Genomic DNA, 26,742 nt, shown 5'->3' on the forward strand with positions numbered 1-26,742 from the left:
ATGGCGATCCCGATCCGGAAAGGAAGTTGCGGATGTGCATTCAGGCCGTTTTATCCAGCTCACACCGCACGCTCACAAAATCGGGTAGCTCATTCACACGTTCAGGTGGCAGCGGCCTGCCGAGCAGGTAGCCCTGCAGCGTGTCGCAGCCGAGGCTGGTCAGAAAAGCCTGCTGATCGGGCGTCTCCACCCCTTCAGCCACCACTTTGAGATCCAGCGACTGTGCCAGCGCGACAATAGCGGCCACAATAGTGGCATCCTCAGAATGTGCCTGCAGCTCGTTCACGAATGCGCGATCGATCTTCAGTTCACTGGCGGGCAGCCGCTTCAGATAGAGCAGGCTCGAGTAGCCGGTCCCGAAGTCGTCAATCGACGCCTTTACGCCCATGCTGGTAAGTTCAGTCAGGATACGCACGCTCTCTTCCGGATCGCGCATCGCCGTGGTCTCAGTCACCTCCAGCGTCAGCTGCTCTGGCGGGATCTGATGCGTTTTCAGCGCCTGCGTTACGGTGGTAATCAGGCTGCACTGTTCAAACTGCAGCGCAGAAAGGTTAACCGCAACTGACCAGTTGATATGCCCCTCCTGATGCCAGCAGTGCAGCTGGCGACACGCTTCGTTGATCACCCAGTTGCCTATATTGATGATCAACCCGGTTTTTTCCGCCCCCGGCAGGAACATATCAGGCGTGAGCAGCCCACGCTGCGGGTGCTGCCAGCGCAGCAGCGCTTCAAACCCGAGAATCGGCCCGCCGGGTGCGCAATATTTCGGCTGGTAAAACAGCCGCAGTTCATTATTCTCCAGCGCATGCCAGAGATCGTTGTTAAGCTGCAGCTGCGACTGCGCCAGAATATTCATTGAGGGCTGGAAGAAGGTGTACCCGTTGCGACCATTGTGTTTGGTGTGGTACATCGCCGCATCGGCGTTAAACATCAGCTCACGCTCATCTCTGCCGTCGCCGGGATAAACAGCAATCCCGAGACTTAAAGAGACCATTAATTCATAACGCGATATGGCGAATGGCCGATCGACGGCCTTAACCAGCATATCTGCCACCGAGGCGGCGTCGTTAGGATCGTCAATCTCCAGCAGCAGCACAAACTCATCTCCGCCCATTCGCGCCAGCGTATAGTGCCCCTGCATCTGACCCATCATGCGTTCCGTCACGCTGACCAGCAGCTTGTCACCGGTATGATGCCCAAAAGCATCGTTAATGGCTTTAAAACCATCAAGATCCATAAACATCAGTGCAAACTGCGACTTCTCACGATTGGCTTTACTGATAGCCTGATCGAGCCGATCCTCCAGCAAAATGCGATTGGGCAGCCGGGTCAGATTGTCATGCAGCGCCAGCTGAGCCAGTTCACGGTTCGCCTCTGCCAGCGAACGCGCCAGGATTGACGTGCGCGCCTGCATACGCGCATCCAGCATAGACACCAGCAGCGTAATGCCGAGTATCGCCAGCGTCACAACGGTAACAATCATCGCCAGCCAGTCGCTGTTTACCCCGTGGTGTGTGACGTGGCTGCTCGCCGGAAAACTGGCCGCGGCCATACCGGTGTAGTGCATGCCGGCAATGGCACACCCCATGACAATAGAGGCGCCAAAACGCAACAGCGTTACCCGGCCATAGCTGTGGCGCAGGTGAAAGGCCAGCCAGAGCGCGGCCCCTGACGCGAGCAGCGCAATCAGCACAGAAATTGCGATCCAGCCCCGGTTCCAGATAATACCCGGCATAAACATCAGCGCTGCCATGCCGGTATAGTGCATGGCTACCACACCCGACCCCAGGACCAGCGCTCCGCCTGCCAGCCGCTGCCACGGCAGTTCTCCCACGCAAACCAGCCGCAGGGCAAAAATTGAAGCCAGAATGGCGACCAGCATCGATGCTGCAGTGAGTACGGGATCGTAGCTCATCTCCATATCGAGGTTCATGGAGAGCATGCCGATAAAGTGCATCGCCCAAATGCCTACGCCCATGGCAAAACCGCCGCCCAGCAGCCAGATGAGCGCGACGCGACCTGACGAGGAAGCTACCCGGCCGGCCATATCCAGCGCAGTAAATGAGGCCAGCATGGCCACAATAATTGAAACGATAACCGTAAATGAATCGTATGACGTCACGAGCATAGGGAAGTCCGGATTAACGCTGTTTCCAGCTATAAAGTCGTGCAAACGGCATCCCTGCAGCTTTTGAACCGCTATCGTCCTTCCTGAACGAGGCAGCAATCCAGCCCTCTTCCCGCGCCAGATGACAGCAGGCTAACAGGCACCAGCGCCAGCCACTGTTATGACTGCATTATCGGCATGCCGGAGAAAAGAATGAGTAAAAAAAGCGTATCAGATATTAGACGTACTACCAGCCTGAACTATAGTAAATAAAACTGATGTAAATCATAAAGCAGCCTCAGGATTAGTATTGAGGCAGCACAAAGGATTGCCTGAATTTTCTTTTTCTACGGTATCTTACGGGTTCGCTTCTTATTGACAGGCCAGGTGAAAAAGCATCGACTCCGGATAATCAGTAAGGAATGATTATGAAAACCAAGCTTTTTCTTATGGCCGCCGGCCTGTATGCAGGATTAACGTCCGTGGCGGCACTGGCAGCCACCACCACCGGGGCGATCAACGCCACGCTCACGCTGACCACCGGATGTCTGGTCAATGGTCAGTCGGCCACAACCGGCGTAAATTTCGGTACCCTGAACTTTGGCAGCAGCGCAGCCACCTTTGATACGCTGAATGCCACGCTGGTGGGCGCAGCCGGTAGCGGTATCTATGTGCGCTGCACAACCGGACAGACCTTTAATGTACAGGTCACCAGCAGCAGCGGCGCGCCGGGCACGGTTTACGGCACCGTCAGCGGCCAGCCACGCTATCTCATTCTGGGTTCTGATAATACCCAGGGCATCGCCTATACCCTTTACAGTGACGCCGCCTTTACCACTGCGATAGCGAACAACACCAACATCGCCGCCAGCGGTACTACCGATCCAACTCTGGGCACCAACTATGCCATTTATGGTCGGGTAGTTGGCGGCGGCTTTAATCCGCTTATCCCGGCAGGTACCTATACCGATACCATAAACGTGGCGGTGAATTACTGAGTACGGTGTACGCGCAGTGAGGGTCACGACCCACTTCTGGCGGGTAGCGGGGCTGATAGCGCTGCCCGCCTGCCTGCCGGTGCATGCGCTGTCCACGGCAAGCTTTCAGGTCGCTGCATCCATTGTGGCGGGCTGTGTGGTGTCTGGCAGTAACACCGGCGTGTTTGGCACGCTCAATTTCGGCACGCAATCAGGTGTGGCTACGGGAAATCTCAGCGCAAGCTACCTGCAGAGCACGACGTTAAACCTGGCCTGCACGCCAGGCACCGCCGTCAGCATGAGTATTAATGGAGGCGCTAACTACACCTCAACCCGCAATCTCAAACATACCAGCAGCACCAATACCGTCGCCTATCGGCTCTACAGCAATGCCGCCCTGACTGCACCTATACCTGTCAACAGCGCTATAGCCCTGAACTACAGCAATGCGAACACGATTACGCTGCCTGTCTATGGTCAGCTGACGCTGCCTGGCGCTGCGCGAGCCGGAACCTATACCGACACGCTGACCGTCACCCTGAGCTGGTGATGCTGAAAAAAAAAGGATGAACCATGAGAAATCTGTGTGCGCTGTTTTTGCTGTTAATGGCTCCTGCAGGCCAGGCAGCCAATTCGCTGATGATCTGGCCCATTGATCCCGCCATAGCCTCTGAAGATAAAGCCAGCGAGCTCTGGCTGGAGAACCGCGGCAGTAGCAGTACGATTATGCAGGTGCGCATTTTTGCCTGGCAGCAGCGTGAGGGTCAGGAGCAGTATCAGGAGCAGTATCAGACGCAGCAGCAGGTGGCCGCCAGTCCGCCAATGGTACGGCTGGAGCCGGGTCAAAAACAGCTGGTGCGCCTGATCAAGCAGACCCCTCCGCCTGCCGGTGAGGAGAGCGCCTATCGCGTGGTTCTGGATGAGATCCCGGCGCCGCGTAAACCTGGTGAGAATCAGGCCGGGCTTAATTTTCAGATGCGCTACTCCGTTCCGCTGTTCATCTACGGCAGCGGCCTGACGCGCGACAGCGCAAAAGCGGTGCTGAGCTGGCGCGAAGTCAGCAGCGGCGGCAGGCGCTGGCTCGAGCTGACTAACAGCGGCAGCGGTCATGCGCGCCTGAGCAATGTTCGCGCCGGCGGAACAGCCCTGGGCAGCGGCCTGTTTGGCTACGTGCTGGCACACAGCAGCCAGCGCTGGCCCGTCAGTCAGCCTTTACGCGGTGAGCTGGCAGCCGATGTCAACAATCGCGCCTGGCGCAGCACCGCCGCACGCTGATGACGCCTGCGCCCTCGCGTTATCTGCTGCTGAGCAGCGTACTGATTATCCTGCCAGCGACCGGGCGTGCAGAGAGCTGGTCTGCGCTGCCGCCCCCGCCCGCGCTGGAGAGCAGCGCACAGGGACAGCAGCTGATGCTGGAGCTGATTATCAATCAGCGTGCGCGGGGTGATATTGTCGCCGTGGAACATCAGCAGGATCATTTCTGGCTGCGCCGCAGCGATTTGCTGCAGGCAGGAGTAGCGGCAGAAAAGCTGCCGGATGAGCGGGTCGATCTCCGTCAGCTGCCCGGCGCTGATGTCACCTATGATGAAACCCGGCAGCGGCTGCTGCTGACGGTGCCGCCGGACTGGCTGCCGGCGCAGCGGCTCGGGCAGTCTGAGCAGCGTCCCCGTTTTCCGGGACGTGCCAGCAACGGGGCGCTGCTGAATTACGACTTTTATCTGACCCACACTGCCCGTGCCGGCTCACGCCTCTCCTCATGGAATGAGTTGCGGCTGTTCGGCCCGGCGGGACAGTTCTCCTCTAACGGCGTCTATACGCAGCAGCTGAATGGATCGCTCAGCGGCCAGCAGGAAGGCTATCTGCGTTACGACACCTGGTTCAGTAATGAGAATGAAGACGCAGCGATCAGCTGGCGGCTGGGCGACGTTATCACTGACGCCCTGAGCTGGAGCAACAGCGTGCGGCTGGGCGGGATTCAGATAGCACGCGACTTCAGCGTGCGTCCCGATTTAGTAACCTATCCGCTGCCCGCCTTCAGCGGCCAGGCGGCGGTGCCCTCCTCGGTCGATCTGTTTATCAACGGTTATCGCAGTGCGCAAACAGCAGTGCAGCCCGGTCCGTGGTCGCTGACCAACGTGCCGTTTGTCAATGGTGCCGGGGATGCGGTGATCACCACCACCGATGCGCTGGGACGCCAGGTTACCACGACACTGCCCTTTTACGTGTCGGCCAGCCTGCTCAAACGCGGTCTGGCTGATTACGCCTTTTCCGCCGGAGCTGTCCGGCAAAATTATGGTGTGAAAAGTGCTGACTACGGTGCCGCCGCGGCGAGTGGCTCCTATCGCTACGGTCTCAGCGACTGGCTGACGCTGGAGTCGCACGCCGAGGGCAGTAATGAGGTTGTCATGGGTGGCGCGGGTGGCCTGCTGAAAGCAGGCAGCCTGGGCGTGATCAACGCGGCAGTGGCGCAGAGCAACGCGCAGGGCCAGGGCGGCACGCAGTACAGCTGGGGATATCAGTATAACAACAGCTGGTTCAGTCTCGGCACTCAGCATATCCTGCGCGATACAACTTTCAGTAATCTGGCGCTGGTCGGCAGCCGCAGTGAAAGCGCTGACAGTCGCTATTCACTCGCGCGCCGCAGCGCGCAGTATACGGCAAGCCTTTCGCTCAGCGACTACGGCAGCCTGGGACTCGCTTATCTCGATATCAATGGCGGCTACGGGGAGCGGACGCGCCTGTGGAACCTGACCTGGAGCAAAAACCTGTGGGGCAACAGCAGTCTCTATATTTCTGCCAGCCGCGATCGCGATCTCGGTAGCTGGGACGGGGCGATTTCACTGGTGATCCCGTTTGGCGAGCAGAGCAGCGCATCAGTCAGCGTGGAGCGCGATCGCCAGGGACGCAGCAACCAGCGGCTGTATGCCTCACGCGCGATGCCAACCGATGGCGGTATCGCCTGGGACGCCTCCTGGGCGCGTCAGGGGGGCGACAGCGGCGATTACCGTCAGGGCAGCCTGCGCTATCGCAATAACAGGATTGATACGTCAGCAGGCTTCTGGGGCGATGATGACAACACCACGCAATGGGCGGATCTCTCCGGTGCGCTGGTGCTGATGGATAACCGCCTCTTTGCTGCTAATGATATCAACGATGCCTTTGTGCTGGTGAAAACCCGCTATCCCGGCGTGACCGTACGCTATGAGAACCAGGCGATGGGGAAAACCGACGGCCAGGGCTATCTGCTGGTACCTGCGGTCAGCAGCTACTACGGTGCAAAATATGATATCGATACGCTGGATCTGCCTGCCAGTGTGGCCGCGTCCCGGGTTGAGCAGCGCATTGCCGTGAAGCGTAAAAGCGGTTTTCTGCTCGATTTTCCGGTTGAGCCGCTGCGCGCTGCCAGCGTTATTTTGCAGGACACACGCGGCCAGCCGCTGCCACTTGCCAGCCAGGTATTACGCGCAGGGAAGGAGAGCAGTTATGTGGGCTGGGATGGCATCGTCTGGCTGGAGAACTTGCAGGCCCGCAATACGCTGCAGGTTGTCACGCCCGATGGCCGGCGGTGCGAAACCACATTCAGCGTTGCGCGCGGCGAACCGGAAGCGCTGAAAACCTATGGCCCGCTGGTCTGCGCGCTACCCGCCCCGCAGGCGGGTGACGGTGCGCTGGCTCAGACGCCCTCAGCAGGAGTACACCCATGATAAAGTTATTGTTGATGCTGTCGCTGCTGCTGCCTGGCGTCAGCTATGCGCTCTGCCCGCTCTCCGCTTCGCCGGCCAGCTTTGGCAGCCAGACCACCTTTTCTGTGCAATCACAGGTTATCCCCACGTCCGGCAATACAAATGTCAACTGCGGCTCCGCCACGCTTACCCTGCTGGGCAACGACTACATTACCTATGCGTTTACCACTGCCAGCTATCTGAACGGCACCCGCGCCACGCTGAAAGCGAGCGCCGGCGGCAGCGACAATGTCCCGATCCAGCTCTGTATCGACAGCGCCTGCGCCACCGAACTGCGTCAGGGCAACAGCTACCGCTGGAACGCCTCGGCGCTGCTGACGCTGGGCAACAGCCTTAACTTTACTATTCCGCTCTATTTCCGCACCGTTCCGGGACAGGTTATCGCGGCAGGCACGTACACCACCACCCTGACGCTGACGGTCAGCTACAGCATTTGTACCGGGCTAAACGTGGCGGGAGCCTGTGTCGGAACCGTACAGAGCAGCAGCGGCACCGCCCTGCCGCTGACTCTGACCCTGGTGGCCACTAACGACTGCACCACCATTACTGCGCCCAACCTCAACTTTGGCAGCGCGCCGCTGGCGGGCAGCTTCTCTGCTGTTCAGCAGACCATCAGCGTGGTCTGCTCTAAAGAGAGCACCTATAGCGTCGGCCTGAGCAACGGCAATAATTTCAGCGGCAGCGCACGGCAGATGGCAAACGGTGCCAGCCGGCTGGCCTATGACATTTATAAAGGGACAACCACGACCTCCCGCTGGGGGCCATCCGGCAGCGATCGCTGGAGCAGCAGCACCTCAACCTCGCTTAATCCCGATACGGTAACGCGCAACTTTACCTATACGGCCCGGATACTGACGACGCAGGCGACGCCGGCGGCCGGAAACTACACGGATAATGTGGTGGTGGACGTGGCGTTTTAGCGGGGAAAAGAGCCGGCCGCAGGATGCGGCCGGAAAAGCGTCAGAGTGAGGCGCTGGCGGGTGTTACCGCGTGGCGCTGCTGGTACTGTCTGACCATCCGGCCAATCAGCAGCGTGCCTGCCAGCCCGCAGACGGCAGCAAAAGAGAGCCAGACGCCGGGCATCGCTTTATCGCCGGTGGCATGAATAAGGTAGCTGGAGATGGCTGGCGTAAAGCCGCCAAACAGCGCAGTAGCGAGGCTGTAGGCCAGTGAAAAGCCGGACGCGCGCACCTCTGCCGGCATAATCTCCGCCAGGTAAACCACCATAGCGCCGTTGTAGCTGGCATAGAGAAAAGAGAGCCACAGCTCCGCTTCGACCAGATGTGCAAAGCTTGCGGAACCGGTCAGCCAGTGCAGCACCGGCCAGGCCGTCAGGAGCATCAGCACGGTAAAGATAATCAGCAGCGGCCGCCGGCCGACCCGATCGGAAACCGATCCCATCACTGGCAGCCAGAACAGATTGGATAGACCGACAAACAGCGTGACCAGGAAGCTCTGTTTATCGCTCATCATCAGCACTGTTTTGCCAAAGGTCGGCGTGAAAGCGGTGATCATATAGAACATAACGGTGGTGGTGACCACCATCAGCATGCCCGCCAGCACCAGCGCCCAGTTCTGTCCGACAGACCGCACAATCTGACGCATGGTGGGATGCGTTTTGCGCTGGCTGAACGCTTCGGTCTCTTGCAGCATGCGGCGGATCCAGAACAGAAACGGCACAATCATACAGCCCACCACAAACGGAATACGCCAGCCCCATTCAGTGACGGCTTCTTTCGCCAGCAGGTGGTTCAGAGCGAGTCCCAGCAGCGCGGCGAAAATCACCGCGACCTGCTGACTTCCTGACTGCCAGCTGACCCAGAACCCCTTACGCCCTTCGGGCGCCGCTTCTGCGAGGTAAACCGAGACGCCGCCGAGTTCTACGCCTGCGGAAAAGCCCTGCAGCAGACGTCCGATCAGGATCAAAATCGGTGCCGCTGCGCCAAGCGTGGCGTAACCCGGTACCAGCGCAATGGTCAGCGTGCCGATCGCCATCAGCCCCAGCGTCAGCAGCAGGCCTTTCCGCCGGCCGTGATGATCGATATAAGCACCCAGCACGATCGCGCCCAGCGGGCGCATAAGAAAGCCGGCGCCAAAAGTCATCAGCGTCAGCATCAGCGAGGCAAAGGGATCGTCGCCAGGGAAAAAGGTTTTAGCGATGGCGGTGGCGTAGTAGCCAAAGACCATAAAATCATACATCTCAAGGAAGTTACCGCTGGTAACGCTAAAGATGGTTCTCGCCCCGCTGCGCGCAGGTTTTTGTAAAGATGACTGGCTGCTCATACTGTCCTTCCTGGTTTTTTACCCGTTGTAGCCTGCTCAGCCAGGAATAAATGTGATCTTAATCACCCTTGCGCTTTACAAAGACTGACAAAAGGTAACAGGAAATTAACAATACGGCACTGTTCTGACAGCCGCCCTGTGGAGAAGTACATACAAAAAAAGCCGCTGTTATCAGCGGCTTTTTTCTGCAGGAACAGCGTGGCTATTTGCTGGCGGCTTCCATTCCCATCAGGCCAATCTTCAGATAGCCTGCCTCACGCAGCTGGTCCATAACCGCCATCAGTGTTTCATAATCCACTGACTTATCGGCCTGGAAGAAAATAGTCGTCTGCTTATCTCCCGCAGTCTGCGTAGTCAGCGCCTTCACCAGCGTCTCTTTGGTCACCGCATCATTGCCGATATAGATCTGCTTATCCGCTTTAATTGAAAGGTAAACCGGCTTATCCGGGCGGGGCTGTGGTGCGCTGGTGGACGCTGGCAGATTAACGCGCACATCCACCGTTGCCAGCGGTGCCGCCACCATAAAGATAATCAGCAGCACCAGCATAACGTCGATAAACGGCGTAACGTTGATCTCATGCATTTCGCTGTCGCCAGCGGCATCGTCGTTTAAACGCATCGCCATAATCGTTACCCTGCTCGCAGCTTATGCGCCGCGGCCGGACGGCTGTTTTCCGCTGCGACGTGCGCCGTACCGAGATCCAGATCGCGACTCTGCAGCAGCAGCACCTGGGCCGCGACATCCCCCAGCGACGCTTTGTAATTGGCAATCATGCGCGCAAAGACGTTGTAGATGACCACGGCAGGAATAGCGGCAACCAGGCCAACCGCAGTCGCCAGCAGCGCTTCGGCGATACCGGGTGCGACCACGGCAAGGTTGGTGGTCTGCGTTTTAGCGATGCCGATAAAGCTGTTCATGATGCCCCAGACGGTGCCGAACAGACCGATAAAAGGCGCCACAGAACCAATGGTTGCCAGAAAACCGTTGCCGCGTCCGGCATGACGGCCGAAGGCCCCCACGCGACGCTCGAGGCGAAAGCTGGTGCGCTCTTTAATACCCGCCAGATCTTCCGTACCGGCCGACAGCGCCAGCTCCTCGCGCGCATCGGCCAGCAGCAGGGCGCTGTGGCTGCTGGCTTTAAAGGCCTCTGCTGTACGGTAAGCGTCAGCCAGTGAGCGTGCTTCGCCCAGCGCCTGATGCTCTTTTTTCAGACGACGTTTCGCGGCGCTCAGTTCAGCATATTTGCCAAAAAAGATAGCCCAGGTTACGACGGATGCCAGTAACAGGCCAATCATGACAATTTTCACCACGATGTCGGCATGCTGGTACATCCCCCAGACGGAGAGGTCTGTCTGCATTAAATCACTGGCTACCACGCTGCATCTCCAGATTCTGTTGTAGAGTTCACGACTGAAAAGACGATCATAGCAAAAAAAAGGATCTAAGTGATAGTCGTTCTCATTACTATTTACAAAGCGTCCTCCTGCTGTTCTTGTGCCGCGGCCGCCGGGCTGGCGCGACTCTGATAATCGGTAAACAGGCTCAACCCCTGCCCCTGATTCGTGGTAACGTGAACGCTTTGTAAGATGGGTCAGGACAGGCAGTGATGGCTACGAAAAAACTGGATACCGCGCTGGTGAGCGCAGGACGTAATAAACGTTATACGCAGGGCGCAGTGAACAGCGTTATACAGCGCGCCTCATCCCTGGTTTTTGACACCGTCGCGGATAAACAACGCGCCACCGCCGGGCGTGCCGAAGGCGAACTCTTTTATGGCCGTCGCGGCACGCTCACGCACTTTTCGCTGCAGGATGCCATGACCGAACTGGAAGGGGGCGCGGGCTGTGCACTCTATCCCTGCGGCGCAGCCGCCGTTGCCAACGCCATTCTGGCGTTTGTTGAAACGGGCGATCACGTACTGATGAGCGGAGCGGTTTACGAACCCACGCAGGATTTCTGTACCAAAATCCTCACCAAAATGCAGGTCACCACCACCTGGTTTGATCACTGCATCGGCAGTGAGATCGGTGAACTGGTGCAGCCTAATACCCGCGTGGTGTTTCTGGAATCGCCGGCGTCTGTAACGATGGAAGTGCAGGATATCCCGGCCATTGTGGCGGCCGTGCGCGCCAAAGCGCCCGAAGCAATTATCATGCTGGATAACACCTGGGCGGCGGGCGTGCTGTTTAACGCGCTGGCGTTCGGAGTGGATATCTCTATTCAGGCTGGCACGAAGTATATCATTGGCCACAGTGATGCCATGATCGGCACCGCGGTGGCAAACGCCCGCTGCTGGCCGCAGCTGCGTGAGAACTCCTACCTGATGGGGCAGATGGTCGATGCGGATACCGCCTATATGGCGAGCCGCGGCCTGCGTACTCTGGGCACCCGCCTGCGCCAGCATGAAGAGAGCGCGCTGCAGGTGGCTGAGTGGCTGAGTGGCCGGCCTGAAGTGGCGCGGGTCAACCATCCGGCGCTGGCGCAGAGTCCGGGACACCGTTTCTGGCAGCGCGACTTCAGCGGCAGCAGCGGCCTGTTTTCATTTGTGCTGCATGAGCGCCTGAATGCGCAGCAGCTGGCAAATTATCTCGATCGCTTCCATCATTTCAGCATGGCCTATTCGTGGGGCGGTTATGAATCCCTGATTCTGGCCAGCCAGCCAGAAGAGCTGGCGGCGATTCGTCCGGCAGGCGGTATCGACTTTGATGGCACCCTGATACGTCTGCATATCGGTCTGGAGCACGTCAGCGACCTGCTGGCCGATCTGCAGGCGGGTTTTGACCGCTTAACAAGTTAAACCAACCTTCAACCCTCGGCAGCCGCCCGTGTCAGATCAACGCGCAGGCGGCTGCGGGGGGCTATTATAAAAGCCTTGTAACTCGACGGGATAGCAGATGGGTGTTTTACATGAGATTGTCCAGGCGCTCTGGCATCAGGATTTTGCTGCGCTGGCCAATCCGGATGTCGTATGGATTGTCTACGGCGTGATGTTTCTGACGTTGTTTCTGGAAAATGGTTTATTACCGGCGTCGTTTCTGCCGGGTGACAGTCTGCTGCTGCTGGCGGGCGCAATGATTGCCAAAGGCGTCATGGACTTTGTGCCGACCATGGTGATCCTGACCACCGCCGCCAGCCTCGGCTGCTGGCTGAGCTATCTGCAGGGGCGCTGGCTGGGCAATACAAAGCTGGTAAAAAGCTGGCTGATGCATCTGCCCGCACAATACCATCAGCGCGCCTGGCATCTGTTTAACCGCCACGGACTGATGGCGCTGCTGGTAGGCCGTTTCCTGGCGTTTGTCCGTACCCTGCTGCCTACCATGGCGGGCATCTCCGGGCTGCGCAACAGCCGCTTTCAGCTGTTTAACTGGCTGAGCGGCGTATTGTGGGTCGGTATTGTGGTCACCATGGGCTACGGCATCAGCCAGGTGCCGTTTATCAAACGGCATGAAGATCAGGTGATGGCTATTCTGATGATCCTGCCGCTGGTGCTGCTGTTTACCGGGCTGGCCGGCAGCATTGTGGTGATCTGGAAAAAACGCCGCCAGAAACCTTCCTGATTAAGACGCCGCGTCAAACGGCAGCGCCCGCACTGTTTGACGCGCACGGTTAACCTCTTCACCCGGCGTGGTGCCAAACAGCCGTTTGAACTCGCGGGAAAACTGTGACGGACTCTCATACCCGACGCGCAATGCCGCTGTGCTTGCCTTCACACTATCCTGCAGCATCATCAGCCGCGCCTGATGCAGACGATAGCGTTTAAGGTACTGCAGCGGTGACGTCTGGGTTACCGCTTTAAAGTTGTGATGAAACGCAGACACGCTCATGTTGACCTCGGCCGCCAGCGTCTCAACGCTCAGGCTCCCGGCAAAATGCGTTTCAATCCGCCGCAGCGCGCGCGCAATCAGACTGAACTGCGTCTGCCGGTTAACCAGCGACAGCAGCGCCCCGCCAATCGGGCCGGTCAGCACATAATAAAGGATTTCACGTACCAGCTGCGGCCCAAGCACGCGCGCATCGCGCGGATGGCTCATCACATCCAGCAGCCGCTCTGCGGCACACAGCATCTCTTCGCTCAGAAAAGCAGAATGGATACCCGAGGTCTGCACGGCGGGCTGAAACTGCTCATCATCACCGATATCCAGCAGCAGGTCCTGCAGCGAGGCGGTATCAACGCTCAGGCACATACCCGCCAGCGGCGCATCGGGGGTGGCTTCCGTTTCGCACTCAACCGGCAGCGGCACCGTCAGCATCAGATATTTACTGGCGTCATAGTGAAATACCGTGCTGCCGAGATAACCGGTTTTACGTCCCTGAAACAGGATCACGATACCAGGCTGATACATCATTGGCGTACGCGGCAGCGTTTCGCTGGCATAGATAAGCCGGACATTTTTCACCGCACAGTGCGGTTTATGCGGGTCGCACATGAGCGCGACGACCCGGCGGGCAAGCTGGCGACACAGAGCGTCATGAGACATGGCGGCTTTCCGGGTAAAAAAACCAGTGTGCCGCAACGCTGCATAAAGCTCTACTCCTCTGGAGGATCAGGCAAGATTTTTGCAGAAAAGGGTCAGAGAGCGCGCTGGCGGAGCGATCCGCACTGCGCGTTTGTTGTCTAGACTTAAGCACACTGTTTGATCATTCAGCGACCGCAATGAAAAAGGAGCCCCTATGACAGATCAACCTATTATCAAACTGCGTGACGGCAACATGATGCCGCAGCTTGGCCTCGGTGTCTGGCAGGCAAGTCAGGAAGAGGCGCATACCGCCGTACTGAAAGCGCTGGAAGTGGGTTATCGCTCTATCGATACCGCTGCCGCCTATAAAAATGAAGAGGCGATTGGCCGGGCGCTGAAGGACACCTCCGTAGCGCGCGACGATATTTTCGTGACCACCAAGCTGTGGAATGACGATCAGCAGAATGTACAGCAGGCGATGGAGACCAGCCTGGAGAAACTGCAGCTCGATAGCGTGGATCTCTACCTGATGCACTGGCCATGTCCGGCGAAAGATACCTACGTTGAGGCATGGAAAAAGATGGTTGAGCTGCAGCAGCAGGGCCTGACCAAAAGCATCGGCGTCTGTAACTTTCATGAAGCCCATCTGAAACGCCTGATTGATGAAACCGGCGTGACGCCGGTGGTGAATCAGATTGAACTGCACCCGATGCTGCAGCAGCGTACGCTGCACGCCTGGAACGCGCTGCATCAGATCCAGACAGAGTCCTGGAGCCCGCTGGCACAGGGTGGCGAAGGTGTTTTCGATCAGGAGATTATCCGCACGCTGGCGAAGAAATATGGCAAGAGCGCCGCGCAGATTGTGATCCGCTGGCATCTGGACAGCGGCCTGGTGGTGATCCCGAAATCAGTCACCCCGGCACGCATTGAAGAGAACTTTAAAGTCTTTGATTTCCGGCTGGAGAAAAGTGAGATCAGTGAAATCACCAAACTGGATAAGGGCCAGCGTCTGGGACCCGATCCGGAAGCATTTAACGGCTAAAGCAGTATGATGTTTGCGGCCGCCCTCAGCGGCGGCCCTTTCACACTCAGCTTCAGGAAAGCGGATTGACGACCATCTGCCCTGCCGTACCGCGATCGGCCAGTTCCAGCGTCTGGCTGTAGTAAACAAACGGGAAGTGATCGCTGGCGCTTTGCGGAAAACTCACCAGCAGTTCAACACTGCCGTCGACCCAGACGGTATCTTTCCAGCCGCGATCTTCGCCCATTGACTGCGCGCCGTTGACGCTCTTAATGAGAAACATCACGCCCTGAATATGTAGCGACTGCGGGCGATCGGCGTGAATAATCCAGCGTTCAAACGTCCCCTGCTGCGCAGTGGTATCAATGCGGCTCATATCCCATAGCGCGCCATTGATGCCCGGTACGCTGTCGCCAATACGAAACTCGCGCGTCCGTACTGCAGCGCCATCCAGGATCTGATCGGCCAGCAGACGCATCGGCAGGTTATCCGTGACCAGCGGCAACAGCCCGGTCGGGCGCAGCGTCAGCACCAGCGTGTTGGTCAGAATGGATGAGGGTTCAAACAGGCCGCGCAGGCGATCCATAATGCCTGCCGCCGTGCCCGCTGTAATCGAGACTTCATCACCCTGCGACATATCCACCAGCACCTCACGTCGCTCGCCAGGTGCCAGAGAGAGCGTCTGCACCGCGACCGGCGAAGGCAGAAAACCCTGGTCGCTGGCAATCACGGTAAAAGGACGGTTGTCGGAGAAACGCAGGTCAAAGCGTCGGGCATTGGCGGCGTTCAGCAGGCGCAGGCGCACCCAGCCGCGGGAAACATCAACATAGGGATTCTGCACGCCGTTAACCAGCAGCGTATCCCCGAGAAATCCGCCTTCTGACGGCGGGTTATACACCGGCGTGGCAAAGTTATCGAGGCGCTTATCCTGAATCACCAGCGGAAAATCATCCACGCCATAGTGTTTAGGCAGCGGCAGAGATTTGCTCACCTCATCTTCAATCAGCCACATTCCAGCCAGACCATTGTAGACGTGCGGTGCCATATGATTCGGCGTGCTGGCGTGATACCACAGCGTCGCCGCTCCCTGCCGGATAGGCAGCACCGGCGACCAGTCAGCACCCGCTGACATCAGGCGGGGTGCCCCGCCCATCAGCGCGCCCGGCACCTGCAGACCGCTGACCGTCATCGCCACCGGCTCATTAAGCCGGTTGCTGTAGATAAGTTTGACGTCATCACCGCTGTAAACCCGTACGGTCGGCCCCAGATAGAGGCCGTTAATGCCCCAGACCGGTACTTTGCTGCCGCTGCCCGTAAACGACCAGTGGCTGCGCTGCAGCGTCAGAAACAGTGGCTGTCCGCGACGGGATTCAATCAGCGGCGGGACCGGCAGCGGGACATCGCCTGCCGGAGCAGCGGCGCGGGCTGAAAAAGGCAATGCCGATGAAGCCAGCGCAACGCCGGCAGAAAGCTGAATAAAGTGACGTCTGCTGCAAGACATAAAACTTCAGACCTTTTGAGCGTGGCGTAAAACGCCGTGTCCATGTTGTTGTTGTTAATTTTGCTGTGGTGCGCAGGGGCAGTATTCACCGCCCCCGGATAAGGCTCAGATTTTACCGTTTTTTTCGCGTTCAGCGACTTCTGCGTTTAACTCTTCCAGCTTAGCAGACATTATTTCACGGCAGTGGGTCGCCAGCTTACGCACAGAGGCGGTCTCAAACTGGGCGGTATCGACCGGTGGCAGCATCTCTACAATCACCAGGCCATTCTTCCAGCGATTCATATTAATTTTGCCGTGGGTATTAGAGACCACGATCGGGATAATCGGTACGCCGGCAGCAACAGCCGCGTGAAACGCGCCGGTCTTAAACGGCAGCAGTCCGCGACCACGGCTGCGCGTACCTTCCGGGAACATCCAGAACGAGATACGCTTCTTTTTAAACTGCCCGACAATCTCTCCAATCGTGCCGTGTGCTTTGGCACGGTTATCGCGATCGATCAGCAGGTTGCCTGTCAGCCAGTAGAGCTGCCCGAAAAACGGGATCCACAACAGGCTCTTTTTGCCTACGGTCACGGTGGTCGGCTGTACGATTTTCGCTGCCGTGATCATGTCATAATTGTTCTGATGGTTTGCGATGTAGATAGCATTACCGTAATTCGCTGCTTCTGCGGGCCTGCGCAGTTCAACTTTAACGCCCAGCACCCCGGAGAGCCGGCCAAAAAGATGGCCAAACGTCGCCACATGGCGCGGGTTGCGCGGTGAAAACAGGCACCAGATGCTGCCGAATACACAGACCAGTATGGAATAAATGATAATAATTATTGCGCGTAAAATTAGTAGCATAGCGTCCTCAAAAAAGTACTCCTTTGCAGATAACCCGATTACTCTGCAGCTGCGTCACGCTTAGGGCGTGCCGGCGCATTGACTTCAACGCTGTCAATACGCTGCAGGCCGCGTGATACGCTGCCACGACGGCCGCGATCGGCCCGCACTTTTTGCAGATCTTCATCGCGCAGGATCAGCTTACGTTTACCCACATAGAGAGTAAGGGTGCTGCCCGGCGTCAGAATCAGTAGCCACTGCAGCCGGTCGGCGCCGGAGGCGGCGTCTGCGGCAGGAATAGAGATAATCTTATTGCCTTTGCCTTTTGACATTTGCGGCAGGTCAGCCACCGGGAACATCAGCATTCTGCCCGCCTGGGTAATGGCCAGCAGCATGTCATCACCGGAGTTGACCGCCAGCGGCGTCATGACGCGGGCATTTTCCGGCAGCGTCAGCAGCGCTTTACCGGCCCGGTTGCGCGATACCAGATCGGCAAAGGTGCAGATAAAGCCGTAGCCGGCATCCGAGGCCATCAGCAGCTTCTGATCGTCCGCTTCCATCAGCACCTGTTCCATGACCGCGCCCGGCGGAAGCGTCAGCTTGCCGGTCAGCGGTTCGCCCTGCCCGCGCGCCGATGGCAGGGAGGTGGGATCGAGCGTATAGCTGCGTCCGGTGGAGTCAATAAACGCCACCGGCTGATTGCTCTTGCCGCGCGCGGCCGCGCGATAGCTGTCTCCCGCTTTGTAGCTCAGGCCGGTGGGGTCGATATCGTGCCCTTTGGCGCTGCGCACCCAGCCCATCTGCGACAGCACGATGGTCACCGGCTCGGCGCTCACCAGCTCATTTTCGCTCAGCGCTTTGGCTTCTTCGCGCTCATGAAGCGGTGAGCGACGCTCATCGCCGTACGCCTGACTGTCAGCCTGCAGCTCTTTCTTCAGCAGGCTGTTCATTTTGCGTTCAGACGCGAGCGTAGCCTGCAGCTGATCGCGCTCTTTCTCCAGTTCGGCCTGCTCGCCGCGGATTTTCATCTCTTCGAGTTTCGCAAGATGGCGCAGCTTCAGTTCCAGAATCGCTTCTGCCTGCGTTTCGCTGATTGCAAAGCGCGACATCAGGACCGCTTTGGGTTCATCTTCACTGCGGATGATGTGGATCACATCATCAATGTTCAGAAACGCAACCAGCAGCCCCTCAAGGATATGCAGGCGGCGCAGCACGCGCTCAAGCCGGTAATTCAGGCGGCGCGTGACCGTATCGCGCCGGTAAATCAGCCATTCAGAGAGGATTTCCAGCAGGTTTTTCACTGCCGGACGGTTATCCAGACCAATCATGTTCAGGTTAACGCGGTAGCTCTTTTCCAGATCGGTGGTGGCAAAGAGATGATGCATGACCTGATCGAGATCGACACGGTTTGAGCGCGGTACAATCACCAGCCGCGTCGGGTTTTCGTGATCGGATTCGTCACGCAGATCCTCAATCATCGGCAGTTTTTTGTTACGCATCTGGGCAGCAATCTGCTCCAGCACGCGCGCGCCGGAAACCTGATGCGGCAGCGCGGTGATCACTGCCTCACCCTCTTCTTTTTTCCAGACAGCACGCTGGCGGACCGATCCGCGCCCGCTCTGGTAGATCTTGCGGATCTCTTCACGCGGCGTAATGATCTCGGCTTCCGTCGGATAGTCGGGCCCCTGCACGATATCCAGCAGCTCATCCAGCGTGGTTTTGGGTTTGTCGATCAGCCGTACTGCAGCTTCTGCTACTTCACGCAGGTTGTGCGGCGGAATGTCCGTTGCCATGCCGACGGCGATACCGGTGGTGCCGTTAAGCAGAATGTTGGGCAGCCGCGCCGGCAGCATTTTGGGTTCCTGCAGCGTGCCGTCAAAATTCGGGATGTAATCAACCGTGCCCTGACCCAGCTCGCTGAGCAGCACTTCAGCATATTTAGAGAGGCGCGATTCGGTATAGCGCATCGCGGCAAAGGATTTGGGATCGTCCGGTGCGCCCCAGTTACCCTGACCATCAACCAGCGGATAACGATAGGAGAACGGCTGCGCCATCAATACCATCGCTTCATAACAGGCGCTATCGCCATGCGGATGATATTTACCCAGCACGTCACCAACGGTGCGCGCTGACTTCTTAAATTTGGCGCTGGCGCTCAGGCCCAGCTCTGACATGGCGTAGACGATACGGCGCTGCACCGGCTTCAGACCGTCACCGATATAGGGCAGCGCGCGATCCATAATCACATACATGGAGTAATCCAGGTACGCTTTTTCGGTAAACTTGTGCAGGGCAAGACGCTCTGCACCATCCTGCGTCATTTCGCTCATTACGTTTGCATCCTCACTTCGTGGCCCGCACCGGCGGGTCATTTGGCGAGGATAGTACCTTATTCACGCGAGTTAGTCACAGAGAAGCCGTGTCTCTGCGGCAGAAAGGTTTGCGTTAAAAAACAACAGTACAGTAAACGAATCTGGCTGTTTTAAACCGTTGAGAAAACGCGGGTTTCCCGCAGCAAAAATGCCGTTACTCTGTACCGCATCAGGGCGCTGTACCGAGCCATTCTTTCTGGATCGCCGCATATTCGCCCGTCGCCGTTGCCAGATGCAGCCACTGATCCACATAGAGTTTCCAGCTCATATCATCGCGCGGCAGCATGTAGGCTTTTTCGCCATACTGCATCGGCTTATCCGGATTAATGGCGCAAAGCGACGGGTAGTGCTGCTGCTGAAACTGTGCTTCAGACGCGTCGGTGATCATCACATCCGCTTTTTTATCTGCCAGCTGCTGAAAGATGATCGTATTTTCTGCCAGCTGCAGCGTAGCCTGCGGCAAATGGCTGTGCACAAAGGCTTCGTTGGTGCCCCCGGCAGGCTCAATCACCCGCACCTCGCGCCGGTTGATCTGCTCAATGGTCTGATAGCGCGCTTTGTCCTCACAGCGCACCAGCGGAATTTTGCCATCTGTTCCCAGCGGTCGGGCAAACCAGGCGATTTTCTGGCGTTTCAGCGTGACCGATACGCCACCCAGCGCGATATCACACTGGCGGGCAACAAAATCGGCACTCAGCGTTTTCCAGGTCGTCGGCACCCAGGCTACTTTGGCCCCCAGGCTGGCGGCCAGCGACTGCGCCATGCTGATATCCAGCCCTTCGTAGTTACCGTCACTGCGCAGAAAGCTGTAGGGCTTATAGTCGCCGGTGGTACAGACGCGCAGCGTCTGCTGTTGCTGAATGAGATCGAGACGTGACTGTGCCTGAGCCGCGCCTGCTACCAGCAGCAGCGCGACAGTTACCTGTTTTTTCATGGTCTCTTCTTATTTTTAATGGTGGGTTGCGCACAGAGTGTTTCACAGGCCGGAGCATTATTGCTTTATAAGCAACAGTATTGTGACCCGTGGCACATTTTTCTGTGCGGCTTTCACGCGTAAAGTGGGCCGCATCAAACTAACATTCAGGTGCAAAACATTATGAGCAACATTCTGATCATTGACGGCGGCAAAACCTTTGCTCACTCAAAAGGCGAGCTCAATCATACGCTGACTGACGTTGCGGCCAGCCAGCTGCGCGATCTGGGTCATCAGGTCTCTGTCACGCTGGCTGACAGTAACTACGACGTCGCAGAGGAGATCCGGAAGTATCTGGACAGCGATGTGGTGATCTATCAGATGCCGGGCTGGTGGATGGGCGAGCCGTGGACGGTAAAAAAATATATTGATGAGGTCTTTACCGAAGGGCACGGTAAACTCTACGCCAGCGATGGCCGCTCACGCAGCGACGCCGGCAAAAAGTATGGGTCCGGCGGCCTGATTCAGGGTAAAAAATATATGCTGTCGCTGACGTGGAACGCGCCGCTGGAAGCCTTTACCGAAGCCGATCAGTTCTTTGAAGGCGTGGGCGTGGATGGCCTCTATCTGCACTTCCATAAGGCGAATCAGTTCCTCGGAATGGAGGCGCTGCCCACCTTTATCTGCAATGACGTTATCAAACAGCCCGATGTGCCGCGCGATATTGCACGTTATCGGACTCATCTCAGCGCAATCTTTGCTTAACTGTAAGCACAACGGGAAAAGAGGAAGCGCTATGTTAACGGTCGTTGCTGAAATTTGTGTTAAACCGGGTCGTCGTCAGGCGGTGCTGGATGCAATTAATGAGCTGATTCCGGCGGTACTGCAGGAAGAGGGTTGCCATCAGTATGATGCACTGCTCGACCATCAGGCACAGGTGCCGTGGAAGCAAAATTCACCCGACTCCATTTTTATGCTGGAGCAGTGGGCGTCGCTGCGGGCGCTGGAGCAGCATCAGCAGATGCCGCATATGGATGCACACCGCGCCCGAATCAAAGATGATGTAGTGGATGTGAAAATTCTGGTGCTGGAACCGGCCAGCTGACTTTTCCTGAGACAACGCTCTGGCTAAGCCGGAGCGTCTGTCACCCTGATGCCTAAATCAGCTGCTGACGCTGGATTTTCTCCTGCAGGAAATCAAGAAAGCAGGTGACGCGCGAGCTCAGCGTCTGATTGCGATAGTAGACGGCATGCACCGGCAGGCGTAACTCCCGGGTTTCGCTGGCCAGCACATCCATCAGCCGCCCCTGTTCACGATCTTCCCGGCTGACAAAATCAGAGAGTCTGACAATGCCCAGCCCCTGCAGGGCCAGCTGACGCAGCGTTTCGCCGCTGGAGGCGGTCAGAGTCGGCTTAATACGCAGGAATTCGCCCTCCTGCTGCCAGACGGGCCAGATATTATGGGTATCCAGCTGGCTAAAGCCAATCAGCTGATGCTGGCTCAGCGCGGCCACGCTGCCGGGTACGCCATGTTTTGCCAGATAGTCCGGGCTGGCGACCAGCCGTGTAGCGCTGCTGCCTAATACTCTGGCGCGCAGCGTCGAGTCACGCAGTTCACCGATGCGAATCGCGATATCGGTTTGCTGCTCCAGCAGATCAATAACGATATCGTCTGTGTTCAGTTCAAGCTCAATTTGCGGATACTGTTGCCGGAACTCCGCCAGCAGCGGCACAATCACGTGCAGCATAAAGGGCGTATTGGCGTTAATGCGCAGTCGACCGGCGGGCGTCTCACGCCGGCGGGCAATCTGCTCTTCGGCCCGCTCAACGGATGTCAGGATCTGGCGGGCGTGCTCAAGAAAAATAACGCCTTCATCGGTCAGCGCCAGACGGCGCGTGGTGCGATGCATCAGCGTGGTCTGTAGCTTACTCTCCAGCCGGCTGAGCGCGCGGCTGATGCCGGAAGTGGTCTGCTCCAGCTGTTCTGCAGCGGCGGTAATTGAACCGCTATCAACCACCGCCACCCATGCGCGCAGCTCTTCGAGCGTAATCTTCACCGTGTTATCCTCAGCGCGCGTCGCCACGATTAAACGTCGAGATCGGCGAGATCGCCTTTCTCCTGCAACCAGTTGCGGCGATCTTCAGACCGTTTCTTCGCCAGCAGCATATCCATTATGCGCAGAGTCTGTTCAATATCTTCATCTGCAATCGTCAGCTGTACCAGACGCCGGGTGTTCGGATCGAGTGTGGTTTCGCGCAGCTGGAGCGGGTTCATTTCACCCAGGCCTTTAAAACGCTGCACGTTAGGCTTGCCTTTTTTCCGCTTCAGCTGCTCCAGCACGCCCTCTTTTTCATCTTCATCCAGCGCATAGTAAACCTCTTTACCAAGATCGATACGGTAGAGCGGCGGCATCGCGACATAGACGTGCCCGTGCTGCACCAGTGAACGGAAGTGCTTCACAAACAGCGCGCACAGCAGCGTGGCGATGTGCAGGCCATCGGAGTCCGCATCCGCCAGGATACAGATTTTGCCGTAGCGCAGCTGGCTCAGATCTTCGCTATCCGGGTCGATGCCAATCGCCACGGAGATGTCATGCACCTCCTGCGACGCCAGCACTTCATCAGAAGAGACCTCCCAGGTATTCAGGATCTTACCTTTCAGCGGCATAATCGCCTGGTATTCGCGATCGCGCGCCTGTTTGGCCGATCCGCCCGCTGAGTCACCCTCAACCAGGAACAGCTCGGTTTTGTTCAGATCCTGGGCGGTGCAGTCTGCCAGTTTGCCCGGCAGCGCCGGTCCGCTGGTGAGCTTTTTACGCACCACTTTTTTCGCCGCGCGCATACGGCGCTGCGCGCTGGAGATCGCCAGCTCAGCCAGCATTTCTGCCGCCTGCACGTTCTGATTCAGCCACAGGCTGAACGCATCTTTCACCACCGCCGAAACAAAGGCCGCACACTGACGCGACGAGAGACGTTCTTTAGTCTGACCGGCAAACTGCGGATCCTGCATTTTTACCGATAACACATAGGCGCAGCGATCCCAGATATCTTCCGCTGACAGCTTAACGCCACGCGGTAAGATATTGCGGTATTCACAGAATTCGCGCATGGCATCCAGCAGTCCCTGACGCAGGCCGTTCACGTGCGTTCCGCCCTGCATGGTCGGGATCAGGTTAACGTAGCTTTCCGTCAGCAGCTCGCCCCCTTCCGGTAACCACAGCAGTGCCCAGTCTACCGCCTCCACGTCGCCGGCAAAGCTGCCTGTAAACGGCGTTTCCGGCAGCGTGGGCAGCCCGTTGACCGCCTCACTCAGATAATCGGTCAGACCATCCTGATACAGCCAGGTCTGCTCGCTGTTATTCACCTTATCTTTAAAGACAATCTCAACGCCGGGACAGAGTACCGCTTTCGCTTTGAGCAGATGTTTCAGACGTGATACGGAAAAGCGCGGGCTGTCGAAGAAGCTGACATCAGGCCAGAAATGGACGCTGGTGCCCGTGTTACGTTTGGCGACCGTACCTATCACTTTGAGGTCTTCAACCTTTTCGCCATGCTCAAAAGCGATACGATACACCTCGCCATTACGCCGAACGGTGACTTCAACCCGCGTGGATAGCGCGTTGACAACCGAGATGCCCACACCGTGCAGGCCGCCGGAAAACTGGTAGTTTTTACCGGAGAATTTACCGCCTGCGTGCAGCCGGCACAGGATCAGTTCAACGGCTGGCACGCCCTCTTCCGGGTGAATGTCCACCGGCATACCGCGTCCGTCGTCGATCACTTCCAGCGACTGATCGGCGTGCAGGATCACCTCGACCCGGCTGGCATGACCCGCCAGCGCTTCATCCACGCTGTTATCGATGACTTCCTGGCCCAGATGGTTTGGCCGGGTGGTATCGGTATACATTCCCGGACGACGACGCACAGGCTCGAGGCCGGTTAAGACCTCAATCGCGTCAGCATTATAGTTTGATTGGCTCATTGTATTTGTCTGATGAACAAGAGGAAAAGGAGCCCATGACGCAGCTTAGGAAAGGGATAGCCCCAGAAAATCTACTATCTGCGTAAAATGGCGTTCAAATCCGATAAAGGCGTGATTGCCGCCCTCTTCAACCGTCTGCCGGCATGCGCTGTAGTAATTCAGCGCCTGGCGATAGTCGAGGATCTCATCGCCGGTCTGCTGCAATAACCAGAGCAGATCGGGCGCGTCAAGCGGGTCAATCTGCATCACTTTCAGATCGTAAATATGGCGTGACTCTAACACATATTGCTGGCCGGTGTAGGGATTACGGTTCTCGCCCAGATAATCCGTCAGCAGCTCAAACGGGCGAACGGCCGGATTCACCACCACCGCCGGCAGCATGAAACATTGCGACAGCCAGGTCGCAAAATAGCCGCCCAGCGACGAGCCAACCAGCCCCAGCGGCTCCCCGGTATGCTGCATCACGAGCTCTTCCAGCAGGCTGGCGGCCTCTTCCGGAAAAGCGGGCAGCTGAGGCACCAGAACATTAATGTGCGGCTGTTCTGCGGCACACCACGCCTGCAGCTGCGTCGCTTTGGCTGATTGCGGCGAACTGTTAAATCCGTGCAGGTAAAGAAGCGTTGCCATCAATCAATACCCATCCGAGTCGAGGTCAGGCCGGAACATATCGCTTTGCAGACGATTCACTTCTGTATGCAGTGAGCCATCCGCCTCTAACGTCAGCCAGCGCCAGCCTGGGGCCAGCGTGTCAATGGTAAAACTGGTGCAGTGGGGTTTGAACTGAACGCAGGTAGAAGGCGAGGCCAGCACCCGACGCCCCTGCCAGCGAAGATCGAGTTCCTGATGAATATGGCCACACACCAGATGTTGCGCCTGCGGAAAAGCCTGTAATACCGCTTCCAGCTGATGCGGATTGCGCAGGCTATGCTGGTCGAGCCAGGTACAGCCGGAGGGCACCGGATGATGGTGCAGCAGTATCAGCGAGTGCCGCTCAGGAAACCGCGCGAGGGACTCTGCCAGCCACTCCAGCTGATAGTCGCTCAGCATGCCGTGCGGCACGCCAGATACCTGGCTATCCAGCAGCAGCAGCTGCCACTGCTCGCCCAGCAAAACATGTTTATCTGCCGCAATCCCTGCTTCCGCAAGGGTGTTCACCATGGCTGGCTGGAAGTCATGATTGCCAGGCAGCCAGACGCAGGGCTTTTGCAGGCGGGAAATGCCGGTAATAAAATGCTGGTACGCTTCCACGGTATGATCCTGCGCCAGATCGCCGGTCGCGATAATCAGATCGTATTCGTGCTGCTGTGACGCGATAGCATCAAGCACTGCATCGAAGCTTGCCCAGGTATTCACCCCCAGCAAAGATTGGTGCTTCCCTGCGAAGAGATGGGTATCAGTGATCTGCAGGATCCGGATGGCGGATCCTGGTGCCGCAGGAAGAGTGAGCAGGCTATCCAAAGCGTTTCCTTAATCTCCACGCCATCAATGCGTCAGACGCGTTTAGCAAACAGGCACGGCCAGTGCGCCGTGCGCCAGGCAGTAGCGCAGCCAGTCAGCCAGAAACTGGTTAATCTGATGTTTTTCATCACGCTGATGTAGTTTTTTATTAGGATAATCATAACGTGCTTTAAAGCGATAGATCTGCTGTGTGGAACACACTTCGGCGACCATCGCATCGTGATAGAGCCGTACTGACATTGCGGGCAGGCTCCAGTAGCTTACCGCAGGCGCAATCTGACGGATTTCAACCAGCGTAGTGTAACGCGTTGATTCCTCTATCGTCAGCTGATAACGGGCGCCGTTGACCTGATAGATCACCGAGGCGCCTGCTTCATCACTGCGCGGCAGCAGGCGACGCAGCTGCGCGAAGTTCGTTTCGCACAGGCGCATCATTTCGGGAAAATCAGGGGTATAGCGCTGTTTCATTTTACCGTCCACTCACGTCGTAGTCTTTCATGGTGCAACGCCAGCCATTGCAGCGCAATGACAGAAGCTGCGTTATCAATAATCCCCTCTTCCACCCAGCGGTAAGCCTGTTCGCGGCTGACCACATGCACGAGAATATCCTCATTCTCTTCCTCCAGCCCATGGTTCCCTTCTGCCAGGCTGGCATCCACTTCACCCACCAGCACTGATAACCGCTCAGAGGTGCCGCCAGGGCTGGCTAAATAACTGATAACGGGTTTAACGCGCCCGACGTTCAGGCCCGCTTCTTCCTGTGCTTCGCGTCGCACCACGGCTTCCGGCGTTTCTCCGGGCTCAATGATACCTGCCACCATCTCCAGCAGCCAGGGTGTGGCGCTGGAATCAAAAGCCGGAATGCGGATCTGTTCGATTAAGACGACTTCGTCACGCAGGGGATCATAGGGTAGCAGCACGGCAGCGTGTCCGCGCTCGAAAACTTCACGCACCACTTCACCACTCATTCCGCCATTAAAAAGACGGTGGCGAAAGCGATAGCTGACGATGGAAAAAAAACCGTCATAACGGGTATCGCGTGCAATAATTTCTACATCGTTTTTTGTGAAAGTCACAGGGGATTTTTTTTCGCCCGCCATCGTCT

The 26,742-nt window shown here is 57.5% G+C and carries 25 protein-coding genes; 10 read left to right on the forward strand and 15 right to left on the reverse strand.

Features of this window, described 5'->3' with window-relative positions; genetic code table 11:
- Window positions 1-40 precede the first annotated feature (40 nt).
- Complete coding sequence (locus SB719_RS06550) at window positions 41-2,128, reverse strand: putative bifunctional diguanylate cyclase/phosphodiesterase (RefSeq protein WP_412159054.1); 2,088 nt, start codon at window positions 2,126-2,128, stop codon at window positions 41-43.
- 407 nt (window positions 2,129-2,535) lie between these two features.
- Here SB719_RS06550 and SB719_RS06555 point away from each other — a divergent pair, with 407 nt between their 5' ends.
- The 5 genes from SB719_RS06555 to SB719_RS06575 are packed head-to-tail and all read left to right on the forward strand — an operon-like array spanning window position 2,536 to window position 7,747.
- On the forward strand, window positions 2,536-3,105 hold the full coding sequence (locus SB719_RS06555; RefSeq protein ID WP_065648190.1) for a spore coat protein U domain-containing protein: 570 nt from the start codon (window positions 2,536-2,538) through the stop codon (window positions 3,103-3,105).
- 52 nt (window positions 3,106-3,157) lie between these two features.
- A complete protein-coding gene (locus tag SB719_RS06560) occupies window positions 3,158-3,634 on the forward strand; it encodes a spore coat U domain-containing protein (RefSeq protein ID WP_065648366.1) in 477 nt (158 codons plus the stop codon).
- A gap of 23 nt (window positions 3,635-3,657) precedes the next feature.
- Entirely contained in the window at window positions 3,658-4,359 is a 702-nt protein-coding gene (locus SB719_RS06565) for a molecular chaperone (RefSeq protein ID WP_412159055.1), read from the forward strand.
- On the forward strand, window positions 4,359-6,788 hold the full coding sequence (locus SB719_RS06570) for a fimbria/pilus outer membrane usher protein (protein ID WP_304235349.1): 2,430 nt from the start codon (window positions 4,359-4,361) through the stop codon (window positions 6,786-6,788). The genes SB719_RS06565 and SB719_RS06570 overlap by 1 nt, the downstream gene beginning before the upstream one ends.
- The gene (locus tag SB719_RS06575; protein WP_304235351.1) at window positions 6,785-7,747 is read left to right on the forward strand and encodes a spore coat protein U domain-containing protein; all 963 of its coding nucleotides are present in this window, start codon (window positions 6,785-6,787) and stop codon (window positions 7,745-7,747) included. The genes SB719_RS06570 and SB719_RS06575 overlap by 4 nt, the downstream gene beginning before the upstream one ends.
- 40 nt (window positions 7,748-7,787) lie before the next feature.
- Here the strand turns inward: SB719_RS06575 and SB719_RS06580 are convergent, their stop codons facing one another.
- From SB719_RS06580 to exbB, 3 genes are all read right to left on the reverse strand, one after another.
- Complete coding sequence (locus SB719_RS06580; protein WP_304235353.1) at window positions 7,788-9,110, reverse strand: MFS transporter; 1,323 nt, start codon at window positions 9,108-9,110, stop codon at window positions 7,788-7,790.
- 202 nt (window positions 9,111-9,312) lie between these two features.
- Window positions 9,313-9,735 carry a TonB system transport protein ExbD gene (exbD, locus tag SB719_RS06585; protein WP_065648185.1) on the reverse strand — a complete coding sequence of 141 codons (423 nt, stop codon included), beginning with the start codon at window positions 9,733-9,735 and terminating at the stop codon, window positions 9,313-9,315.
- Window positions 9,736-9,740: 5 nt separating this feature from the next.
- Window positions 9,741-10,469, reverse strand: a complete 729-nt coding sequence (exbB, locus tag SB719_RS06590; RefSeq protein ID WP_412159095.1) for a tol-pal system-associated acyl-CoA thioesterase — start codon at window positions 10,467-10,469, stop codon at window positions 9,741-9,743.
- A 248-nt stretch (window positions 10,470-10,717) separates the two neighbouring features.
- On the opposite strand from exbB, the gene metC reads away from it, so the two are divergent.
- Window positions 10,718-11,908: a cystathionine beta-lyase gene (metC, locus tag SB719_RS06595; RefSeq protein WP_065648183.1), complete on the forward strand. Its 1,191-nt coding sequence runs from the start codon at window positions 10,718-10,720 to the stop codon at window positions 11,906-11,908.
- Window positions 11,909-12,005: 97 nt separating this feature from the next.
- Window positions 12,006-12,668 (forward strand): DedA family protein, encoded by a 663-nt coding sequence (locus SB719_RS06600; protein WP_065648182.1) that lies wholly within the window; start codon window positions 12,006-12,008, stop codon window positions 12,666-12,668.
- Here the strand turns inward: SB719_RS06600 and SB719_RS06605 are convergent, their stop codons facing one another.
- Complete coding sequence (locus tag SB719_RS06605) at window positions 12,669-13,589, reverse strand: AraC family transcriptional regulator (protein ID WP_304235355.1); 921 nt, start codon at window positions 13,587-13,589, stop codon at window positions 12,669-12,671.
- Between the two features lie 193 nt (window positions 13,590-13,782).
- On the opposite strand from SB719_RS06605, the gene dkgA reads away from it, so the two are divergent.
- Window positions 13,783-14,610, forward strand: a complete 828-nt coding sequence (dkgA, locus tag SB719_RS06610) for a 2,5-didehydrogluconate reductase DkgA (RefSeq protein ID WP_292977137.1) — start codon at window positions 13,783-13,785, stop codon at window positions 14,608-14,610.
- A 52-nt stretch (window positions 14,611-14,662) separates the two neighbouring features.
- Here dkgA and ftsP read toward each other — a convergent pair whose 3' ends face one another.
- From ftsP to SB719_RS06630, 4 genes are all read right to left on the reverse strand, one after another.
- Window positions 14,663-16,090 carry a cell division protein FtsP gene (gene ftsP / locus SB719_RS06615; protein WP_065648179.1) on the reverse strand — a complete coding sequence of 476 codons (1,428 nt, stop codon included), beginning with the start codon at window positions 16,088-16,090 and terminating at the stop codon, window positions 14,663-14,665.
- A gap of 105 nt (window positions 16,091-16,195) precedes the next feature.
- The gene (locus SB719_RS06620; protein WP_065648178.1) at window positions 16,196-16,933 is read right to left on the reverse strand and encodes a 1-acylglycerol-3-phosphate O-acyltransferase; all 738 of its coding nucleotides are present in this window, start codon (window positions 16,931-16,933) and stop codon (window positions 16,196-16,198) included.
- Window positions 16,934-16,971: 38 nt separating this feature from the next.
- Window positions 16,972-19,242 (reverse strand): DNA topoisomerase IV subunit A, encoded by a 2,271-nt coding sequence (gene parC, locus SB719_RS06625; RefSeq protein ID WP_293006122.1) that lies wholly within the window; start codon window positions 19,240-19,242, stop codon window positions 16,972-16,974.
- A 211-nt stretch (window positions 19,243-19,453) separates the two neighbouring features.
- A complete protein-coding gene (locus SB719_RS06630; RefSeq protein WP_065648176.1) occupies window positions 19,454-20,218 on the reverse strand; it encodes a transporter substrate-binding domain-containing protein in 765 nt (254 codons plus the stop codon).
- A 162-nt stretch (window positions 20,219-20,380) separates the two neighbouring features.
- On the opposite strand from SB719_RS06630, the gene SB719_RS06635 reads away from it, so the two are divergent.
- Both SB719_RS06635 and SB719_RS06640 read left to right on the forward strand, forming a co-directional pair.
- On the forward strand, window positions 20,381-20,962 hold the full coding sequence (locus SB719_RS06635; RefSeq protein WP_065648175.1) for an NAD(P)H-dependent oxidoreductase: 582 nt from the start codon (window positions 20,381-20,383) through the stop codon (window positions 20,960-20,962).
- A 31-nt stretch (window positions 20,963-20,993) separates the two neighbouring features.
- A complete protein-coding gene (locus tag SB719_RS06640; protein ID WP_039380197.1) occupies window positions 20,994-21,302 on the forward strand; it encodes a putative quinol monooxygenase in 309 nt (102 codons plus the stop codon).
- Between the two features lie 52 nt (window positions 21,303-21,354).
- Here the strand turns inward: SB719_RS06640 and SB719_RS06645 are convergent, their stop codons facing one another.
- From SB719_RS06645 to nudF, 6 genes are read right to left on the reverse strand one after another with little or no spacing between them, the layout of a single operon-like run.
- Window positions 21,355-22,254, reverse strand: a complete 900-nt coding sequence (locus SB719_RS06645) for a LysR substrate-binding domain-containing protein (protein ID WP_065648365.1) — start codon at window positions 22,252-22,254, stop codon at window positions 21,355-21,357.
- A 29-nt stretch (window positions 22,255-22,283) separates the two neighbouring features.
- A complete protein-coding gene (gene parE / locus SB719_RS06650; RefSeq protein WP_065648174.1) occupies window positions 22,284-24,179 on the reverse strand; it encodes a DNA topoisomerase IV subunit B in 1,896 nt (631 codons plus the stop codon).
- Window positions 24,180-24,224: 45 nt separating this feature from the next.
- Window positions 24,225-24,806, reverse strand: a complete 582-nt coding sequence (gene yqiA / locus SB719_RS06655) for an esterase YqiA (protein ID WP_292977147.1) — start codon at window positions 24,804-24,806, stop codon at window positions 24,225-24,227.
- Between the two features lie 3 nt (window positions 24,807-24,809).
- Window positions 24,810-25,637: a 3',5'-cyclic-AMP phosphodiesterase gene (gene cpdA, locus SB719_RS06660; RefSeq protein ID WP_292977149.1), complete on the reverse strand. Its 828-nt coding sequence runs from the start codon at window positions 25,635-25,637 to the stop codon at window positions 24,810-24,812.
- Window positions 25,638-25,679: 42 nt separating this feature from the next.
- Complete coding sequence (locus SB719_RS06665) at window positions 25,680-26,105, reverse strand: DUF1249 family protein (protein ID WP_065648171.1); 426 nt, start codon at window positions 26,103-26,105, stop codon at window positions 25,680-25,682.
- On the reverse strand, window positions 26,102-26,737 hold the full coding sequence (gene nudF, locus SB719_RS06670; protein WP_314686277.1) for an ADP-ribose diphosphatase: 636 nt from the start codon (window positions 26,735-26,737) through the stop codon (window positions 26,102-26,104). Before nudF ends, SB719_RS06665 begins: the two co-directional genes overlap by 4 nt.
- Window positions 26,738-26,742 lie beyond the last annotated feature (5 nt).

It is taken from the genome of Pantoea sp. SIMBA_079, from assembly GCF_046940275.1.
Lineage (GTDB): Bacteria > Pseudomonadota > Gammaproteobacteria > Enterobacterales > Enterobacteriaceae > Pantoea > Pantoea borealis.

Bases quoted from the DNA above. Each gene is read 5' to 3' on its own strand.
- SB719_RS06550 (WP_412159054.1), bottom strand. From the start codon at position 2,128: ATGCTCGTGACGTCATACGATTCATTTACGGTTATCGTTTCAATTATT.
- SB719_RS06555 (WP_065648190.1), top strand. From the start codon at position 2,536: ATGAAAACCAAGCTTTTTCTTATGGCCGCCGGCCTGTATGCAGGATTA.
- SB719_RS06565 (WP_412159055.1), top strand. From the start codon at position 3,658: ATGAGAAATCTGTGTGCGCTGTTTTTGCTGTTAATGGCTCCTGCAGGC.
- SB719_RS06570 (WP_304235349.1), top strand. From the start codon at position 4,359: ATGACGCCTGCGCCCTCGCGTTATCTGCTGCTGAGCAGCGTACTGATT.
- SB719_RS06575 (WP_304235351.1), top strand. From the start codon at position 6,785: ATGATAAAGTTATTGTTGATGCTGTCGCTGCTGCTGCCTGGCGTCAGC.
- SB719_RS06580 (WP_304235353.1), bottom strand. From the start codon at position 9,110: ATGAGCAGCCAGTCATCTTTACAAAAACCTGCGCGCAGCGGGGCGAGA.
- exbD (WP_065648185.1), bottom strand. From the start codon at position 9,735: ATGGCGATGCGTTTAAACGACGATGCCGCTGGCGACAGCGAAATGCAT.
- exbB (WP_412159095.1), bottom strand. From the start codon at position 10,469: ATGCAGACAGACCTCTCCGTCTGGGGGATGTACCAGCATGCCGACATC.
- metC (WP_065648183.1), top strand. From the start codon at position 10,718: ATGGCTACGAAAAAACTGGATACCGCGCTGGTGAGCGCAGGACGTAAT.
- SB719_RS06600 (WP_065648182.1), top strand. From the start codon at position 12,006: ATGGGTGTTTTACATGAGATTGTCCAGGCGCTCTGGCATCAGGATTTT.
- SB719_RS06605 (WP_304235355.1), bottom strand. From the start codon at position 13,589: ATGTCTCATGACGCTCTGTGTCGCCAGCTTGCCCGCCGGGTCGTCGCG.
- dkgA (WP_292977137.1), top strand. From the start codon at position 13,783: ATGACAGATCAACCTATTATCAAACTGCGTGACGGCAACATGATGCCG.
- ftsP (WP_065648179.1), bottom strand. From the start codon at position 16,090: ATGTCTTGCAGCAGACGTCACTTTATTCAGCTTTCTGCCGGCGTTGCG.
- SB719_RS06620 (WP_065648178.1), bottom strand. From the start codon at position 16,933: ATGCTACTAATTTTACGCGCAATAATTATTATCATTTATTCCATACTG.
- parC (WP_293006122.1), bottom strand. From the start codon at position 19,242: ATGAGCGAAATGACGCAGGATGGTGCAGAGCGTCTTGCCCTGCACAAG.
- SB719_RS06630 (WP_065648176.1), bottom strand. From the start codon at position 20,218: ATGAAAAAACAGGTAACTGTCGCGCTGCTGCTGGTAGCAGGCGCGGCT.
- SB719_RS06635 (WP_065648175.1), top strand. From the start codon at position 20,381: ATGAGCAACATTCTGATCATTGACGGCGGCAAAACCTTTGCTCACTCA.
- SB719_RS06640 (WP_039380197.1), top strand. From the start codon at position 20,994: ATGTTAACGGTCGTTGCTGAAATTTGTGTTAAACCGGGTCGTCGTCAG.
- parE (WP_065648174.1), bottom strand. From the start codon at position 24,179: ATGAGCCAATCAAACTATAATGCTGACGCGATTGAGGTCTTAACCGGC.
- yqiA (WP_292977147.1), bottom strand. From the start codon at position 24,806: ATGGCAACGCTTCTTTACCTGCACGGATTTAACAGTTCGCCGCAATCA.
- SB719_RS06665 (WP_065648171.1), bottom strand. From the start codon at position 26,105: ATGAAACAGCGCTATACCCCTGATTTTCCCGAAATGATGCGCCTGTGC.
- nudF (WP_314686277.1), bottom strand. From the start codon at position 26,737: ATGGCGGGCGAAAAAAAATCCCCTGTGACTTTCACAAAAAACGATGTA.